Annotated in this window: 14 protein-coding genes and 1 riboswitch; of the genes, 3 read left to right on the top strand and 11 right to left on the bottom strand. The window is 62.5% G+C overall.

The window, feature by feature from the left end:
• Positions 1-19: 19 nt before the first annotated feature.
• From bluB to cbiB, 9 genes are all read right to left on the bottom strand, one after another.
• Positions 20-718 carry a 5,6-dimethylbenzimidazole synthase gene (bluB, locus tag BG841_RS07095; protein WP_070057016.1) on the bottom strand — a complete coding sequence of 233 codons (699 nt, stop codon included), beginning with the start codon at positions 716-718 and terminating at the stop codon, positions 20-22.
• A 29-nt stretch (positions 719-747) separates the two neighbouring features.
• The gene (locus BG841_RS07090; protein ID WP_070057015.1) at positions 748-2,226 is read right to left on the bottom strand and encodes a cobyric acid synthase; all 1,479 of its coding nucleotides are present in this window, start codon (positions 2,224-2,226) and stop codon (positions 748-750) included.
• Between the two features lie 5 nt (positions 2,227-2,231).
• Positions 2,232-2,843, bottom strand: a complete 612-nt coding sequence (cobO, locus tag BG841_RS07085; RefSeq protein ID WP_070057014.1) for a cob(I)yrinic acid a,c-diamide adenosyltransferase — start codon at positions 2,841-2,843, stop codon at positions 2,232-2,234.
• Positions 2,844-2,897: 54 nt separating this feature from the next.
• Positions 2,898-3,665 carry an ABC transporter ATP-binding protein gene (locus BG841_RS07080; protein WP_070057013.1) on the bottom strand — a complete coding sequence of 256 codons (768 nt, stop codon included), beginning with the start codon at positions 3,663-3,665 and terminating at the stop codon, positions 2,898-2,900.
• Entirely contained in the window at positions 3,662-4,624 is a 963-nt protein-coding gene (locus tag BG841_RS07075; protein ID WP_070057012.1) for a FecCD family ABC transporter permease, read from the bottom strand. The genes BG841_RS07080 and BG841_RS07075 overlap by 4 nt, the downstream gene beginning before the upstream one ends.
• 33 nt (positions 4,625-4,657) lie before the next feature.
• Complete coding sequence (locus BG841_RS07070; RefSeq protein ID WP_070057011.1) at positions 4,658-5,557, bottom strand: cobalamin-binding protein; 900 nt, start codon at positions 5,555-5,557, stop codon at positions 4,658-4,660.
• A 23-nt stretch (positions 5,558-5,580) separates the two neighbouring features.
• Positions 5,581-7,401, bottom strand: coding sequence for a TonB-dependent receptor domain-containing protein (locus BG841_RS07065; RefSeq protein WP_070057010.1), 1,821 nt, complete (start codon positions 7,399-7,401; stop codon positions 5,581-5,583).
• Between the two features lie 155 nt (positions 7,402-7,556).
• A riboswitch (cobalamin riboswitch) is annotated at positions 7,557-7,754 on the bottom strand.
• Between the two features lie 39 nt (positions 7,755-7,793).
• Entirely contained in the window at positions 7,794-8,816 is a 1,023-nt protein-coding gene (cobD, locus tag BG841_RS07060) for a threonine-phosphate decarboxylase CobD (protein ID WP_070057009.1), read from the bottom strand.
• Complete coding sequence (cbiB, locus tag BG841_RS07055; protein ID WP_228141618.1) at positions 8,813-9,763, bottom strand: adenosylcobinamide-phosphate synthase CbiB; 951 nt, start codon at positions 9,761-9,763, stop codon at positions 8,813-8,815. The genes cobD and cbiB overlap by 4 nt, the downstream gene beginning before the upstream one ends.
• Before the next feature lie 154 nt (positions 9,764-9,917).
• On the opposite strand from cbiB, the gene cobT reads away from it, so the two are divergent.
• Positions 9,918-10,985 (top strand): nicotinate-nucleotide--dimethylbenzimidazole phosphoribosyltransferase, encoded by a 1,068-nt coding sequence (cobT, locus tag BG841_RS07050; protein WP_070057008.1) that lies wholly within the window; start codon positions 9,918-9,920, stop codon positions 10,983-10,985.
• On the top strand, positions 10,975-11,595 hold the full coding sequence (locus BG841_RS07045; protein WP_070057007.1) for a histidine phosphatase family protein: 621 nt from the start codon (positions 10,975-10,977) through the stop codon (positions 11,593-11,595). The genes cobT and BG841_RS07045 overlap by 11 nt, the downstream gene beginning before the upstream one ends.
• Here the strand turns inward: BG841_RS07045 and BG841_RS07040 are convergent.
• Both BG841_RS07040 and cobU read right to left on the bottom strand, forming a co-directional pair.
• Entirely contained in the window at positions 11,592-14,276 is a 2,685-nt protein-coding gene (locus tag BG841_RS07040) for a mechanosensitive ion channel domain-containing protein (protein WP_070057006.1), read from the bottom strand. The two genes, BG841_RS07045 and BG841_RS07040, sit on opposite strands and share 4 nt — an antisense overlap.
• A gap of 68 nt (positions 14,277-14,344) precedes the next feature.
• Entirely contained in the window at positions 14,345-14,896 is a 552-nt protein-coding gene (gene cobU / locus BG841_RS07035) for a bifunctional adenosylcobinamide kinase/adenosylcobinamide-phosphate guanylyltransferase (RefSeq protein WP_070057005.1), read from the bottom strand.
• A gap of 99 nt (positions 14,897-14,995) precedes the next feature.
• Between cobU and BG841_RS07030 the strand changes: the two genes are divergently transcribed.
• Entirely contained in the window at positions 14,996-16,873 is a 1,878-nt protein-coding gene (locus BG841_RS07030) for a DUF294 nucleotidyltransferase-like domain-containing protein (RefSeq protein WP_070057004.1), read from the top strand.
• Positions 16,874-16,875 lie beyond the last annotated feature (2 nt).

Here is a 16,875-nt window from a genome sequence, read left to right as displayed (position 1 = left end):
CATCCGAAGCGACGGCCGCTTACTGTTTCAGCTGCTCCAGCAACGCCTCATCGTCCACCCCGCTGCCCCAGCCATTACGATGCAGCAGATCTTCCAGGGGCAAGCGCGACCGCCAGCCTTTGGCTTGCAGCTCGGGCTGGTCCAGAAACTCGTTGACGTAGCCCAGGCACAAATAAGCCAGCGGGTAGACGTTATCCGGCAGGTTCAGGATACCGGCCAGTTTGGTTTGATCAAGAATGCTGACCCAACCAACACCAATGGCTTCCGTCCGCGCCGCCAGCCACAAGTTTTGCACGGCCAGGCAGGTGCTGAACAGGTCCATGTCCACAATGGAGTTGCGCCCCAACACATGGGTGCCGCCACGGCTGCGGTCGCAGGTGATGCACAGGTTCAGCGGGCTGTCGACAATGCCCTGCAGTTTCAGGCTGCGGTAGGTTTGCTGGCGCTCACCGGTGTAGTTTTGTGCGGCCTTGGCGTTCTCTTCGTTAAAACTGGCCAGTACCTGCTGACGCACCTCGGGGCTGTCGATCAGAATAAAGTCCCAGGGCTGCATAAACCCTACAGAGGGCGCATGGTGTGCCGATTTCAGCAACCGCGCCAGCACGGGCCGGGGGATGGGGTCGGGCAGGAATTGGGAGCGGACATCGCGGCGCTCGTAAATGGCGCGGTAGAGGCCGGCGCGTTCTTCGTCGCTGAAGGGGCGATTGGGGTCACTCATGGCGGTTGGGTCCCTGTGGGGAATGTCGTTCATAAATTCAGCAACTTGCGCAGCCAATCGGTGTCGAGCTGCTGCTCCACCTGATCCGCCAGCCGGTCGAGCTGGGTCAGGCGATGCTGCTGATAGTCCACCGCTGCGCCGGCCCCCGTATGCCCGGCCCATTGCAGTAAAGACTCACAGGCGGAGGGCTGATCAAAGATGCCGTGTACATAGGTGCCAGCCACCTGGCCATCGGCACTGAGGGCGCCGTCGTTGTGGCCATTCATTGTTACCAGTGGCCGCGCCAGAGCCGCACCTTTGCTGACACCATTGTGCATTTCATAGCCGCTGAAGGTCGCACCCATCGCAGCGTTGCCGACCGGCAGATTCAGGGTACCACGCACCTCTTTCAACTGTTTGCCGGCCACCATGGTGGTGGTCATGGCCAGCAAACCCAAGCCGTCGGTGCTGCCGGCGTTGCCTTCCAGCCCGTCCGGGTCGTCCACCCGTTGGCCGAGCATCTGAAAACCGCCGCAAAGGCCCAACACCTTACCGCCGTAGCGCAAGTGTTTGTGGATGGCCTGTGTCCAGCCCTGAGTGTGCAGCCAGGCGAGATCGGTGCGGGTGCTTTTGCTGCCGGGCAGAATAATCAAATCCGCCGCCGGAATGGCCTGATCCGGGCCGATGAATTGCAGATTGACGGCGGGGTGCAGGCGCAGGGGATCAAAATCGTTGTGATTGCTGATGCGCGGCAATACCGGCACGATCACCTTGAGGGCGCCGGCTTCGCTGGTGCCCGCGGTGCCGATGCTGTCCTCGGAATCCACAATCAAGCCGTGCAGGTAAGGCAAGACGCCCAGCACCGGTTTGCCGGTGCGCTCCGTCAGCCACTCCAGACCCGGTTCCAGCAACCCGAGATCACCGCGAAAACGATTGATGATAAAGCCTTTGGTGCGGGCCTGCTCGCTTACGGAGATCAACGCCAGGGTGCCCACCAGCTGGGCGAACACCCCGCCGCGATCAATGTCACCCACCAGCAACACCGGACAGTCGGCGGCTTCGGCAAAGCCCATATTGGCGATGTCATTGGCCCGCAGGTTGACCTCGGCCGGGCTGCCGGCCCCTTCGGCGATGATCACATCGTAGCGTTGACGGAGTGCGCGCCAGGCCGTCATCACCGCGTGCCGGGCTTCGGCTTTGTAGGCGTGGTAATCCAGCGCATCCATATTGCCGTACACCCGGCCCCGCAGAATCACCTGCGCCCCGCAATCACTGTGCGGCTTCAGCAACACCGGATTCATGTCGCTGTGGGGCTCAATGCCACAGGCCAGCGCCTGCAGCGCGGTGGAGCGGCCGATTTCACCACCGTCTGCGGTGACCGCACTGTTCAGCGCCATGTTCTGGGGTTTGAACGGTGCCACCGACACTCCCTGACGCGCGAGCCAGCGGCACAGGGCGGCGACCAGGGTGGTTTTGCCGGCGTCCGAGGTGGTGCCCTGGATCATCAGGGTGGAGGCGGTTTTGGTCATAGGGGTTACAGTTCGATGCCCTTCTGGGCCTTGATGCCCTGATCTTTGAAGGCGTGCTTGACGACCCCCATATCGGTGACGGTATCGGCGATGTCGATCAGCTCCTGCGGGGCGTAGCGGCCGGTGATTACCACGTGCTGCATGTCAGGCCGCGCCTGCAGATCGTCCAGCACCCGGTCCAGATCCAGATAGTCGTACCTGAGCGCAATGTTGAGCTCGTCCAGCAAGATCAAATCATAGCTGTCATCCTGCAGCATGGCGGCGACTATGTCCCAGGCGGCCCTGGCGGCGGCCACATCCTGCTCCCGGTCCTGGGTGTCCCAGGTGTAGCCCTCGCCCATGACGTGATAATCCACATTGGGCAGGTCGCGGAAAAAAGCGTGTTCCCCGGTGCTGAACGCGCCTTTGATGAACTGCACGATGCCCACCTTCATGCCGTGCCCCAGCGAGCGGGCCACCATGCCAAAACCGGAGCTGCTCTTGCCTTTACCGGGGCCGGTCAGTACCAGCAGCACCCCCTGTTCTTTCTGCGCGCCGGCGATGCGTTCCTGCATGATTTTCTGTTTGGCGGCCATGCGTTTGGCGTGGCGTTCCGGGTCTTTAGCGCGTTCTTTCATAGCGAGATTCCTGTGTAGTGACCAAGATCCGGTCAGATAAGACGAATACCTGTTTTAGCGCACCGGCACAAACACCGGTGCGCCATCCACGGCAACGGTCAACAGACGCTGACCGTAGAGACGCTCCAGCGCGGCCGGCACCAGCATGTCCGCCGCCGGGCCCCAACAGGCTTCGCCGTCCGGGTACAGCAACAACACGTGGCTGCACCAGCGCGCCGCCAGATTCAGATCGTGCAGGCACATAATTACCGCGCGGCCACTGGCGGCCTGATTTGCCAGCAGATTCATCACCGCCACTTGATGGTGCAAATCAAGGTGGTTGGTGGGCTCGTCCACCAGCCAGGTCTGCGGCGCCTGGGTCAGGGTGGTGGCGATGGCCACCCGTTGCCGCTCACCACCGGACAGGGTGCTGACCAGCCGGTCTTGCAGCTCCAGCACATCCAGCTGCTGCAACGCCTGGTGCGCCAGCGCAAGATCATCCGCGCCTTCCATCTGCCAGGGGGACAGCCAGGGGTGACGGCCAATCAGGGCGGTTTCCAGCACCGTAGCGGGAAAGCCGTCCTGACGTTCCTGAAACACCAGCCCCAATTGCTGCGCCACCCGTTTCCGTTTGAGCCGGGTCAACGCCTGACCGTCCAGCCGCACCGCGCCCGAACGGGGGGCGCGCAGCCCTGCCAGGGTGTGCAGCAAGGTCGATTTGCCGGCGCCGTTGGGGCCCAGCACCCCCCACACCTGCCCCGCTTCCACCGCAAAATCCAGCGCCTGACCGGACGGTCGCCCGGGGATGTCGATCACCAGCTGATCGGCCTGCAAGGTTTTCATCCACGGCTCCGGTGCAGCAGGTAGAGGAAGGTAGGCACCCCCAGCAAGGCGGTAATCACACCGACCGGCAATTGTTCGGGGGCTATCACCGTGCGCGCCAGGGTATCCGCCAACACCAGCAAGGTGCCCCCCGCCAGCGCACTGGCCGGCAGAATAATGCGTTGATCGTTGCCCAACACCAGCCGCAGCATGTGGGGCACAATCAGGCCCACAAAGCCGACACTGCCCGCGGTGGTCACGGCAGTCGCGGTCAGCACGCTGGCAAGCAGATAGATGGTCCATTCCAGCGGCCGCACCGAGACACCCAGTGCAGCCGCCTGCATGGGGCCACGGGCCAGCACATTCAGATTGCGCGCCAGGGGCAGAATCACCACCACGGCCAGTACCAGCACCCCCAGCGCCAGCCAGGGGGTGCGGGCGTAGGACACATCCCCCATCAGCCAGTACAGCATACCGGGCAGCTTGTAGGAGGGAGTAAGCGCCAGCATCAGAGTGATCACCGCGCCCCAACCCGCCGCCACCACCACCCCGGTCAACAGCAGTCGGGAAGATGTCCAGCTACCCGTGCCATGGGCGAGGCCGAACACCAGCAGGGTAGCCAGCATGGCCCCGGTAAAGGCCGAACCCGATATCAGCAGCGTGCCCAGGCCGGCTAACATGGCCAGCAGTGCGCCCACCGCGGCACCGCCAGACAGCCCCAACACATAAGGATCGGCCAAAGGGTTGCGCAACAAAATTTGCATCAGAGCGCCGGCCACCGCCAGCAGACCACCGGTGGCAAACGCGGCCAGTGTGCGAGGCAGGCGCAAGTCGATCAGCAGGGTGCGACTCAGGACACTGCCCTCGCCGCGCATAACCTGCCAGAGTTCCAGCGGGGGAATGTTGACACTGCCCAAGGCCAACGCCAGCAACATGGCAAGCAGGGCCACGGCGCCAAGGCCGAGCAATGGGCGAATCATTGCTCAGGAAACCGTATTGTTGCTGGTGCGTGGTTAACGCTCACGGGCACGGTCCAGTTGTTGGCAAATGAACTCGGTAACTTCAAGCAACCTGGGAGTGGGTCTGGAAATCGGCGAGGCCGGCACAAATATCAGGTTGCCCCGGGCAACTGCACCCAGCTCGGCGTAGCCTTTCCAGACATCGAGCTGGTCATCGCTAAGCCCCTCTTCACTGCCGGTAAGAATAGCTTGCGGGTTGGCCGCCAGCACCACTTCCGGGCTGATCCGGGGCACCAATCGCGGCATATCGCCAAACACATTCACACCACCACACAATTGCAGCACTTTGCCAATCAAATGGTCGTTGTTGATGGTCATCAGGGGTTGTTCCCAGACTTGATAAAACACCCGTATGGGTTCCGCATTACGATACTGTTCAGCCAGGGCCGCCATGCCCGTACGGAAACGCTGCGCTTCCGCAAAGCCTTCCTGCTCCGTTCCTGCCAGAATGGCAAGCCGCTCAATTGCGCTGGAAACCCCCTCGAAAGTGCGCGGCTCAATGGCAAACAGGGGCAAGCCCAGCGCCTGCAGCATCTCGACCTGCGCGGGTGGGTTGCCTGTTAGCCAGGTAATTATCAGATCCGGCTGCAGTGCCAGCAAGGCTTCCAGGTCTATGCGGGTGTGGGTGCCCACCTGTGGAAGCTTCAGGGCGGCGGGCGGGTAATCGCTGTAGTTGACCCCCGCAATCACCTGGTCACCCGCCCCTGCGGCGAAGGTCAGCTCGGTGGCGCCCGGCGACAGGGTGGCGATGCGCAGCGCCGGCGCGGAGAGACACAGTTTTGCGCCCCCATCGTCAGTGGCACAACGCTGAGCCTCGCCGGCCGCTAACGGTTGCACCTGGAGTGCCAGAAGCACCCCCAGGGCAAATTTCAAAATCAGTCGGCGAGAGTTCACGTTTTAGCCCCTGTCCTTACGACTTAGTGAATATCGTAGCGCACCGACAACATCGCGTTCCGGCCCGCCGCGATGTAATTACGACCATCCCAAACCTTCGCTGTTGAGTATTCCTTGTCGAGCACGTTGGCCACGGTCAAACGGCTGCTCCAGTTGGGTGCGAAATACCAACCAGCGCGCAGGTCGATCGTGGCGAATCCCGGCAGGCGATCATTATTGGCGGCATCGTCATAGCGATGGCCTTCAGCAATCACCGACCCGCCAAGCGTAAAGCCGCCGAACGCTTTATCCAGGTCAACTCGGGCGGTCTGACGGGTAAGACGTCGTAGCTGGTTACCGGTTTCCCGGTCTTCCGGGTTCATATAGGCCAGAGCAATCGCCGTCCGCCAACCGCCGGAGGCATAACCACCGGAAAGTTCCGTACCACGAATGCGGGCCTCATTGACGTTTACCCGGGTGTCAACACCGCCGATCTGTCCGGAACCGATCAGATTTTCGATATCCATCTGATAAACCGCCAGGTCCCAGAACCATCGATTATAGTTTCCGCTGGCACCCAGTTCGTAGTTTTCTGACTCTTCGGGTTTCAGGTTCGGGTTCCCCTGATAATTAAATGCCAATGGCCAGTAGAGATCATTGAACGTGGGGGCCCGGAAAGCGGTACCGTAGCTGGCGCGAACGCGATGGGAACCGTCGATGCTGTAACCCAGAGCCACGCCTCCGGTTTCTTTGGTTCCATAGGCTTCATTGTCGTCGGTACGCAGGCTCAAGTGGGCATCGGCCGGGCCGAAACTCAGGCGCAACTGACTGAAGGCGGCCGTATTGGTGCGACTGGTTTCGGAGTACTGCTCGGTGCTGCTGACCTCATCCTGTTGCAGTTCAGTGCCGACAATCAGATCGTGGCCGCTATACGAGAAGGTGTTCTCCCATCGGGCCTGGCGCAGGCGGGTGTTATGGGTGGAGTCGCCCCAATCTTCAAACGAATCCGATTCATCCCGTGATTCAGAAAACTGAATCCCCGTTTGCCAGTAGGCATTCAGGGGCACCGTCATCCCAAGGCCAATGGTACGAACCGTGAAATCGGTATTTCCGCCCTCGTATTCGGTGTTTCCTTCCGACTGTAAGACCAAAATGCTGGCTTCACCCCCGTTATCAAAATCATGGACAACCCGGCCAAGTCCGGCGGTGTTGCGAAACCCCTGATCATCGCCATTTTCAATGACTGCCGTGCCGTCGGTGTCTTTGTGCAGCCCACTCAGGCTATAACGGGTGTTGCCCGTCGAACCGGAAACGCCGGCACTCACCTTCTGGGTGTTAAAGTTTCCCGCGCCCGCTTCAACCCAGCCCCGCTGCCCATACTTCGGGTCCAGCGTAAAGGCCTGCACTACGCCGCCCATGGCATCGGCGCCATACAGCGAACTGCGGGGACCGCGCACCACTTCCACCCGCTGGACCAGTTCTGTGGGGATGAACTGCCAGGGAGCCCCCCCGGCAGTTGCCGAGTGCACTTTCACCCCATCAAGCAAAAACACTGTACCGGCATTCTTGACGCCACGAATATTTACACTCGTTGATTTGCCGAAGGAGCCGTTGCCCGTGACGTTAATGCCTGGCTGACTGCGCAAGAGGTCAGAAAATTCAGCCGGTGCTTTGGTGCGAATCTCTTCTTCGTCCAGTACGGTAACGGATGACAGACTCTCACCGACCGTCTTGGGGCCGTAAGTGCCGGTAACAACGATGAGGTTGGTCGGTGAGTCCTGGCTTTCCTGAGCCACAGCCAGAGACAGGGGGTTCAGGGCAAAAGGAATCAACAAACTGCTGGCGAACAGCCGGGAAAACTTCATTAAATGCACTCTCGAATACACCACACGCACCCGTATGGCGGGTTATTAAGGTGCTGCACAGAAGGGTAGGCGGTCAGGGACGACCAGAAGATTACAGCGGATGGGGACACTCCGAAACACGGGCCGGCGCTTACCCACCGCAACTGCCCTCCGCAGCGTTCGGTGTGTTTACAGGCCGGTCTCCGGACTCGTGAGCTGAAACTGCTGACCGGCGCACGCCTTCCCATGCTGTTGCACAGTGGCATCCATCGTCGCTGGTCACTCACTTACCGTTGCGGGGGCAGTGCCGGACTTTAACCGGCTTCCCGTTTCACTGTTATGGCGAAGATGGAGCCATAACAACACCTGCAAACGCGGCGCAAGGCTAACAATGCGTTAATCTCCGGTCAAGGCTATTCACGATTCCAACCGCGCAACGCCCGCGCCAGCCGCTGCCACTGCTCTTCGTCCGCCGCCAGACCAAAGCGAACCATCCCCGGGTTGTGGAAGACCCTGAGCAGAATTCCCTGGGCGGCCAACCGGTCGGCCAACGCCCCGGGCATCTCAAGGCTGACCGTTTGGAACAAGAAGCTACCGCCTCTCAGGGTGAGCCCGGCGGCCTGTAACAGATCCGCCAATCTTCGTGAGTCCCGTTGCAGACGCCCCCGGGCCTGCTCCTGCCAGGATCTGTCCGTCAGCGCGTGGGCCATCACATAGCGGGCCGGGCCGTTCAAAGTCCAGGGGCCGAGCAGCTTTCGCAAGAGGGTGAGCACTGCGGGCTCCGCGAACACGGCCCCGGCGCGCACCCCCGCCAGACCGTAAAACTTGCCCAGCGAGCGCAGAATGATCAACCCCGACCGTCCTGCGTGGGCGCACAGGCTGAATTCCGGCGTCGCATCCATAAAGGCCTCATCGACGACCAACCAGCCGCCCCGTTGTTGCAAGCGCCGGTGCCAGCGCAACAGGGTCGCGGGCGGAATGAGGTCGCCGGTGGGGTTGTTGGGGTTGATCCACACCAGCACGTCCAGTGCATCCAGCCAGCGGTCGTCGCCACCGCCAGCAGCGCCGTTGGTCTGTCCTGACCCTATGGGCACGATCCGGTGACCAGCGCTGCGCCAGCTGTATTCGTGTTCGCGATAGCCGGGCATGGGTATACCCACCCGGCAGGGTCTGCGTAACCGGGGTAACGCCATAATGGCGGCCTGGCTACCGGCCACGGGCTCACAGTCAGCCGCCGCCGGTACTGCGGCCCAGTCCCGGATCACCTCGGCGAGACCGTCGTCCGGTTCCGGGAGCCTGTGCCACAGCTCTGCGGGAATATCGGGCACCGGCCAGCCCACTGGATTGATGCCGGTGGACAGATCCAGCCAGTGCCCCCGGGGAATCCCCCAACGCTGCGCTGCTTCGTTCAGACGTCCGCCATGCTCCGGCCTCATTGGTGGTACCCCATGGCAGCCAGGAGCGCGGTCACCGCCAACAGGACGCCCAGCCACAGCCAGACGCCCCGGAGCACCAGCCGTATGGCCGCCCCGATACTGGCGGCGTCGGCTACCCGGGTCCCCCCCAGCAGCGGGCGCGGCTTGATCCCGCCGGGATAAGGCGATGGGCCGCCGAGCCGCACGTTCAGTGCCCCCGCTCCAGCCGCCATTACCGGGCCGGCATTGGGGCTGTCCCAGCGCGGTGCCTGATGCCGCCAACACCGAGCGGCCAGTTTTTGATTGCCCAGCAAGCTGTAGGTGAGCGCCGTCAAACGGGCCGGCAGCCAGCCCATCACGTCGTCCAGGCGCGCTGCGGCCCGGCCAAAATACAGGAACCGAGGGCTACGATAGCCCCACATGGCATCCAGGGTGTTCACCATGCGGTGCAGCACCACCCCGGGGATGCCGGCGACCAGCACCCAGAACAGACTGGCGAACACCGCATCTGCGCCGTTCTCCAGTATCGATTCAGTTGCCGCTGCGGCGACGCCCTGCTCATCCAAAGCGCTCGCCTGACGGCTGACAATGCGGCTGACCTGCGCACGGGCGGCTTCCAGCTCACCCGCCTGTAATGGTTCGGCAACGGCTCGGCCATGTTCGGTCAGTCCCCGGAGTGACACAGCCAGCCAGAGCGCAACAACCTGGGCGGCTATCAGCCCCGGCCCTTCGAGTGCGACCGTCACCCAGACTGCCAGTGCCAGGACAGGCACCATCAGCAACAGCAGGGCGGCCCCACCGGCCAGCAGGCTTGGCAGCGGGCGCTCCGGGCTGGTGTTCAGTCGCTTTTCTACGGCGATGGCCAGGCGGCCAAAGCCCACCAGCGGGTGCAGTCGGCGCGGTTCACCCAGCGCGTGATCAACCATCAGTGCAAGTGTGCAGACAATGAAGGGGACGAATAACACCACAGGTTTTCCCTGACAGACCAGATGATAATGCGGCCAAGCCTACCTGATTGCGCCCCGCCGGCGTATGATTTTACACCCTGGCAGCGCCTCTGCGCCCGACACGCCGCCACAAGCGGAAGTTTTTGCGGTTTATCCATGTACGAAGGTCTCTGTAATGTCCAATTCCCCTGACTGGCCCGGCTCGTTTCCGGCACCAGACGTCCCCTGTTCGGAACAGGCCGCGCAACAACAGCATGCGCTCACCAAGCCCCCCGGCTCCCTTGGCCGGCTGGAAACCCTGGCCATTACCCTGTGCGGCCAGCAAGCCACCACCACCCCGGCGGTGGATCGGGTGGCCATCTGCGTGTTTGCGGCGGACCATGGCGTCTGTGCCGAAGGCATCTCGGCGTTTCCCCAAGCGGTCACCGGGCAGATGGTGGTCAACTTTGCCCGGGGCGGTGCCGCCATCTGTGTGCTGGCCCGAGAATTGGGTGCTACGCTTGAGGTAGTGAATCTGGGGACGGTAGCGCCATTGCCCGAATTACCCGGGGTGCTGGATCACACCATCGCCGCCGGCACCGCCAATCTGGCGGTTCGCGACGCCATGTCGCCGGAGCAGGCCGCGCAAGCCATGCACGAGGGTGAGCAGGCAGCCCAAAGGGCGCTGGAACAGGAGGCGCACTTGTTTATTGGCGGTGACATGGGCATTGGCAACACCACCAGCGCAGCAGCCCTGGCCTGTGCCTTGCTGGGGGCCCGCCCCGACGAACTGGCGGGCCCGGGCACCGGGCTGGACCCTGCCGGGGTCGGTCACAAGGCCCAGGTGATCTCCCGGGCCCTGCACCGCCACCAGACGCACCATGGCGTGGATGCCACGAACCCGTTGGTGGCGCTGGCGTCGCTCGGCGGATTCGAGATTGCCGCGTTAACCGGGGCCATCCTTGGCTGTGCGGCACGTCGTATCCCGGTCCTGGTGGATGGCTATATGGTGTCGGTGGCCGCCCTGGTCGCGGTGCGGCAGCAACCGGCGGTGGGCGCCTGGCTGCACTTCTCACACCGCTCGGCCGAACCCGGACACACCCTGGTATTGAACGCTCTGGACGCGCGGCCTTTGCTGGACCTGGGCATGCGTCTGGGGGAAGGTAGCGGCGCCGCCGTGGCGGTGCCTTTACTGAGGGCCGCCTGTGCGCTGCACAATGGCATGGCCAGTTTTGCCGATGCAGGAGTCAGTGATGGACAATGAAGCCACCACCACCCGGATCGACGTGTTACGCCATGGTGAACCCGAAGGGGGCCCCATGTTTCGCGGCAGCCAGGACGACCCGCTCAGCGAGCTGGGCTGGCAACAAATGCGCGAGGCCATCAGCCCGCAAGACCGCTGGGATGCGGTGATCACCTCACCCATGCTCCGCTGCGCGCCCTTTGCCCAGTATTACGCCAATCAGCAGCAACTGCCGCTGTACAGCGACGACCGGCTGCGGGAAATCAGTTTTGGCCGCTGGGAAGGGCAGACCGCGGCCACCATCATGGCCACCGAGCATGAAGCACTTTCCCGTTTCTGGAGGGATCCGGAACAGTACCCGCCGCCGGAGGGGGAGCCGGTGACCGCGTTCTACCAACGGGTGCAACAGGCCTGGCAACACTGGACCACCGAACTGGCGGGGCAACGGCTGCTGATGGTCTGCCACGGCGGGGTCATCCGCATGATCCTGGCGGAAGTGCTGGGAGCGCCCCTGGGGCGGGCGTTCTCAGCCATCGCGGTACCCTACGCCTGCCGCAGCCAGATCCAGATCGAGCGCTCGGCCTATGGGGTCATGAGCTGCCTCAATGACCACAACCCCTCACGGCTTTAACCGTCTTTGGCGGCGTCAGGCCCCTGATGCGGCTCGTACACCGGCAACGGGGTGCGCACATGGATGTCCCGCTGGGGGAACGGAATCTCAATGCCGGCGGCGGCCAGCGCTGGGGGGATAGCGGCCCGCAACTCGTGGGCCAATGGCATGATGTCCAGCATGTGGGTGACAAAGACGCGCAACTCGAATTCGATCTGGCTGTCGTCCAGGCCGACGCAGAACACCGCCGGTTCAGGGTCGCGGGTCACCCGGTCGTTGGCGTAGACCAGCTCCAGCAACAACGCCTGCACCTGATCAATGTCGGTGCCATAAGCCACCCCGACCCGCACGATCACCCGGGTGATGGAATCGGTCAGGGTCCAGTTGGTCAGGTCCTGGGTGACAAAGGTTTTATTGGGAATGACCTGTTCCTTGCGATCCCAGTCCACCAGGGTAGTGGCGCGGGTGCGGATGCGCGCCACGGTGCCGGTGATGCCGTCGATGGTGACCGTATCACCGACCCGGATGGGGCGCTCAAACAACAGAATGATGCCCGACACAAAGTTGGCGACGATTTCCTGCAACCCGAACCCCAGACCCACGCCCAGGGCGGCCACCAGCCACTGCAGCTTCGACCACTGCGCCCCGATCATGGTGAGGGCCACCACACTGCCGACAATAACAATCACGTAGGTCACCACGGTGGTGATGGCGTAACCGCTGCCCGGGGCCAGCTCCATCCGGCTCAGCAGGGTCACCTCCAGTGCCCCCGGCAGATTGCGGGCGGCGTACACCGTGGCCATCACCACCAGCAGGGTCAGCCCCAGATCCGCCAGGGTAATCGGCAGTTCGTCCGCCCCCTCCATGACGGTCCACAGGGTGATGTCGTCCAGCACATTCAGCGCCGGGAACACCGGTGCCCACAGGAACCACAGCCCGCCCACGGCCAGGGCAACAATAACCACACCCAGCAACGCCTTGCTCTGGTTACTGATGTCATGCAGATCCAGCTCCGGCAATTCCAGTTTGGCGGTGCGCCCCTCGCCGGACGATCCGGCCGCTTCCAGCATGGCTTCGCGCTCGTGTTCGGCCGCCCGCTGGACCCGCAGCCGCTCCAAAGTGAGGCGCCGCTCCCGCACCGACAGGGCGCGCAGGCAAAGGTAGCGCAGCAATGTCAGCAGCACCAGCCAGCACACACTGATAAACAGAGTGCCTTCCAGCTGAATGGCGGTGTAGTGGTAACCAAACAGCGACACCCCCGCAAACACCACCGGGGCAAGCACCGCCAGCAGATGCATCACCATCAGTGCAAATGACCTCCGCCGGTCGCCCCGCTGGCTGCGGAAGGCGGTGAACAAGCGGTGGGCGAACACCGCCAGCGCCACCGAGGCGATGGCAAACACCAGCCGCCCCAGGCTGCTGGCGTAGGCCTCGCCCACCGGGGCTTCGGTGACCGGCACCAACACCGCCGCCGGCAAGAGCACCCACAACAGCCGTGCCGTACCGCGCCTTACCGCATGCAGCGTTTGCGGATGCCAGTTGAAGTGGCGCTGTCCCAGTCCGTCCGGACGGGCCACCTGTTGCACCAGCCCCAACAGGAACAGCAGCAAGGCTGCATTCACCAGCCCGTTGCCGAGGGCCACCCCGAACGCACCCGCCGCAGTCAGCGTCTGCGCCAGCAACAACAGCGCCACCACCCCGGACAAAGCCAGAAACACGCTGTAACCCAGCGCTCTGATGGTCGCGCCCATGGTATCCTGGTGCACATTGCCGAGGTGTCGGGCGGTGGCCAGCAGAGCGGCTTTTGCCCGGCGCCGGCCCAGCAACAGGATGCCCAGTAACACTGCCAGGCCCAGCACCCATCGCCAGCGCGCGCGCAGCGAAGCCCCCACCGAAGTGGCGATCTGCTGCCAATGACTGCCCTCGAAGAACCAACCCGCCGCCTGATACAACTCTTCCACACTCTGCCAGCTCACCGGCGCAGTGCTCGGCAGCCAGAACAGCCGTTCCCGCACCAGTGCCTGGTAATCCCTGATCTGCTCCTCCAGCTGGCGAATGGTTTCATAATAGGTGTTCAGCTCTTCAATGTGCTGGCCCACCGCCTCACTCAGATTGGTCAGTAACGCCGCCCGCTGCTCGAGCAACCGGGTGCTGCCCGTTTCCCCCAACACCGCATCAAATTCCTCCAGCTGAAACTGCTCGATGCGGGCGGCCTCGAGCTGCTCCTTGATGGCCGGAGCCAGGTTATCGGCGAGATGTTTTTGTTTCAGGCGCTCCAGGCGCTGACGCAGCAAATTGGCGTAGTTTTTGGTCAGATCCAGCCCCACTGCGTCCAGACGCTGTTGCAAGCTGGTGAACTCAGCCGCCAACCGGCTCAGCCGGACTTCAGCCACTTCCTGGCGCTGCCGGGTTTGCGCCAGAGCCTCACGGCGTTCCCTGAGTGCGCGGGTGAAGGATTGCAGTTCCTGGCGGATTTCGGCGGCGGATTCACTGGGGGTTTCGATCGGTAAAGGAGCGGGGGTCTCCGATTCCTCCGGGGCCTCGATCACCGGGATTTTCTGCTCCGGGGAAGCGGTTTTATCGGCTTGCTCCAAAGCATGGATCTGCACCTGGGCGAAGCCGCTTGTGCTGCCCAGCACGCCCAACAGCAACAGCCCCAAAACGGCGAGAAGGTGAGGTTGGCGGAGTGTCGGTCGAATCATGTCGGTGCAGCTTTTGTGTCCATTCCCGCCACAGTATGGATCATTCCTCCGCCCTGCGCCGGCCGACGCTAGCGATGTCCGGCAGCGGCCTGATCCTTCAGCACCAGCGGCAACCCGGCCACCGCCATCAGCACCCGGTCACAGCGCTGCGCCAGCATCTGATTGAGCCAGCCCATTTCATCGCAAAACCGTCGGGTCAGGGGGTCCATACCGACGGTTCCCAGGCCGGTTTCATTGCTGACCACCACCAATGGCCCCGGATAGGCTTCGATTTGCTGCAGAAAGTCGTCGCGCTGGTGCCGGAACAGCTCGTCACCGGCGTGCAGCAGGTTACTCACCCACAGGCTCATGCAGTCAATCAACAGGCAGGGAGCCGGACTGTGTCGTCCCTGGTGCCACAACACCTGGCCCAGGTGCAGCGGTTCTTCCACCAGTCCCCAGTCCCCGGGCCGGGACGCCTGGTGCCGGCTGATCCGGCTGGCCATCTCCACGTCGCCGGCGGTGGCGGTGGCCAGGTAAACCACCGGCCGGGGCTGAGCCAGCGCCTGCGCTTCCGCCAATCCGGTTTTACCGGAACGTATGCCGCCCAGCACCAAAGTGTGGCAGGTTGTTGTTTCCATTCGCGACTCCAGGGCGTTGACTGCTATGCTGTTACGACGCCGCCAGCTTGGACCGGCAGCCTTGTGTAATCAGCCATTGAACCGAAGCGGACCCATTGCATGCAAGCAGAATTGATTGAAATCCGAAATCATCTGAGCCAATTTCCTCCGTTTAACGAACTGCCCGAAGAAACTCTGGTCTATGTGGTCAACAACATAGAAGTGGCCTACTTTCGCGCGGGGACGGACATTTTAACACTGGGCGAACCGAACAATTATCTGCACTACATCCGCAGTGGCGCGGTGGAGGTCTACCGACGTACCGGCATTCTTTTCAACCGCATCACCGAGGGGGCGGTGTTCGGTCAATTCGGTCTGATGCTCAACAAGAGCGTACGTTTCCCGGCCAAAGCGCTGGAAGACACCCTGATATACCTGATCCCCGAGCCGGTGTTTCGGCACCTGTGGGAAACCGACGACAATTTTGCCGATTTTGTTGAGCTGGAAGACCATACCCGGCTGCGCACTGCCGTTTCGCGCCGGGAGAGTTCCAACAAACTGATGACCGCCCGAATTTCCCGGCTGATCTCCAGGGCGCCGGTCACCGCACCCACCACCATGCGTCTGCAGGAAGCGGCCCGCATGATGGCGGAGGAGAGCGTGTCCTCCCTGCTGTTGATGGATGAGAGCGTTGAGCCCCCCAAAATGGCGGGCATTGTCACCAACCGGGACATGCGCACCCGGGCCCTGGCCGAGGCGCTGCCGTCGGAAACCCCGATCGGTGACATCATGTCCACGGGGCTGATTACCATACCGGCCCACGCCTTTATTTTTGAGGCATTGCTCAGCATGCTGCACAACAACGTCCACCATCTGCCGGTGGTCGAACACGGTGAGCCCCGCGGGGTGATTTCCCTGTCTGACATCATCAGACACGATACCCAGAGCAGTGTGTTTGTGGTCAGCCATATCTTCCATCAGGACACGGTGGAAGGGCTCAAGAAAGTCAGCCGCGATGTGCCCGACACCTTTGTGCGTATGGTCAACGAAGACGCCAATTCCCACATGATTGGCAGCGCTCTGGCGGGGATCGGCCGCAGTTTTACCCAACGGCTGCTGGAACTGGGCGAAGCCAAGCTGGGTCCGCCGCCGGTGCCCTACTGCTTTATGGCGCTGGGTTCCATGGCACGGGACGAACAACTGGTGGTCACCGACCAGGACAACGCCATGGTGCTGGATGACAGCTTTGATCCGGAGCAACACGACGAGTATTTTCTGGCGCTGGCCAAATTCGTCAGTGACGGTCTGGCGGAGTGCGGCTACAGCTACTGCGCCGGGGACATCATGGCCACCAACCCCAAATGGCGTCAGCCGCTGCGGGTGTGGAAAGAGTACTTCACCGACTGGATTCTCAACCCGAAGGCGGAAGCCTTGCTGCACAGCAGTATTTTCTTTGATCTGGACGGCATCTACGGGGAAACCGAATTCGCCGAGATCCTGAAGAAACTGGTGGCCGAGAAAGCCAGTCGCAGCCAGCGTTTTCTCGCGTATATGGCGCGCAACGCCCTCAACCGTACGCCACCACTGGGTTTCTTCCGTACCTTTGTGATGGAAACCGACGGCAAACAGAACAAGACCTTCAACCTCAAGCGACGGGGCACAGCGCCGGTGTCCGATCTGATCCGCATTCACTCACTGGCCTGCGGCTCCCTGGCCCAGAATTCCTTTTTGCGCCTGCGGGCCATCGCCAAAACCAATCTGTTACCGGAAGACGGCGTCAATAACCTGCGGGATGCCCTCGAGTTCATTGCCATCGTCCGCATCCGCCATCAGGCGCTGGCTATTGAGGCCGGGCGGGAGCCGGACAATAACGTGCGCCCGGAAGATCTGTCACCGTTCGAGCGCAGTCACCTGAAAGATGCGTTCCAGGTGGTCAGCAACGCCCAGCGATTTCTGAGGTACCGCTACCACGCCCCGGCGGGCCGCAATATTTCCTGAGG

It is taken from the genome of Marinobacter sp. X15-166B (assembly GCF_001752365.1).
GTDB lineage: Bacteria > Pseudomonadota > Gammaproteobacteria > Pseudomonadales > Oleiphilaceae > Marinobacter.
This window is presented reverse-complemented; position numbering and strand designations above follow the sequence as displayed.

Bases quoted from the DNA above. Each gene is read 5' to 3' on its own strand.
- bluB (WP_070057016.1), bottom strand. From the start codon at position 718: ATGAGTGACCCCAATCGCCCCTTCAGCGACGAAGAACGCGCCGGCCTC.
- BG841_RS07090 (WP_070057015.1), bottom strand. From the start codon at position 2,226: ATGACCAAAACCGCCTCCACCCTGATGATCCAGGGCACCACCTCGGAC.
- cobO (WP_070057014.1), bottom strand. From the start codon at position 2,843: ATGAAAGAACGCGCTAAAGACCCGGAACGCCACGCCAAACGCATGGCC.
- BG841_RS07080 (WP_070057013.1), bottom strand. From the start codon at position 3,665: ATGAAAACCTTGCAGGCCGATCAGCTGGTGATCGACATCCCCGGGCGA.
- BG841_RS07075 (WP_070057012.1), bottom strand. From the start codon at position 4,624: ATGATTCGCCCATTGCTCGGCCTTGGCGCCGTGGCCCTGCTTGCCATG.
- BG841_RS07065 (WP_070057010.1), bottom strand. From the start codon at position 7,401: ATGAAGTTTTCCCGGCTGTTCGCCAGCAGTTTGTTGATTCCTTTTGCC.
- cobD (WP_070057009.1), bottom strand. From the start codon at position 8,816: ATGAGGCCGGAGCATGGCGGACGTCTGAACGAAGCAGCGCAGCGTTGG.
- cobT (WP_070057008.1), top strand. From the start codon at position 9,918: ATGTCCAATTCCCCTGACTGGCCCGGCTCGTTTCCGGCACCAGACGTC.
- BG841_RS07045 (WP_070057007.1), top strand. From the start codon at position 10,975: ATGGACAATGAAGCCACCACCACCCGGATCGACGTGTTACGCCATGGT.
- BG841_RS07040 (WP_070057006.1), bottom strand. From the start codon at position 14,276: ATGATTCGACCGACACTCCGCCAACCTCACCTTCTCGCCGTTTTGGGG.
- cobU (WP_070057005.1), bottom strand. From the start codon at position 14,896: ATGGAAACAACAACCTGCCACACTTTGGTGCTGGGCGGCATACGTTCC.
- BG841_RS07030 (WP_070057004.1), top strand. From the start codon at position 14,996: ATGCAAGCAGAATTGATTGAAATCCGAAATCATCTGAGCCAATTTCCT.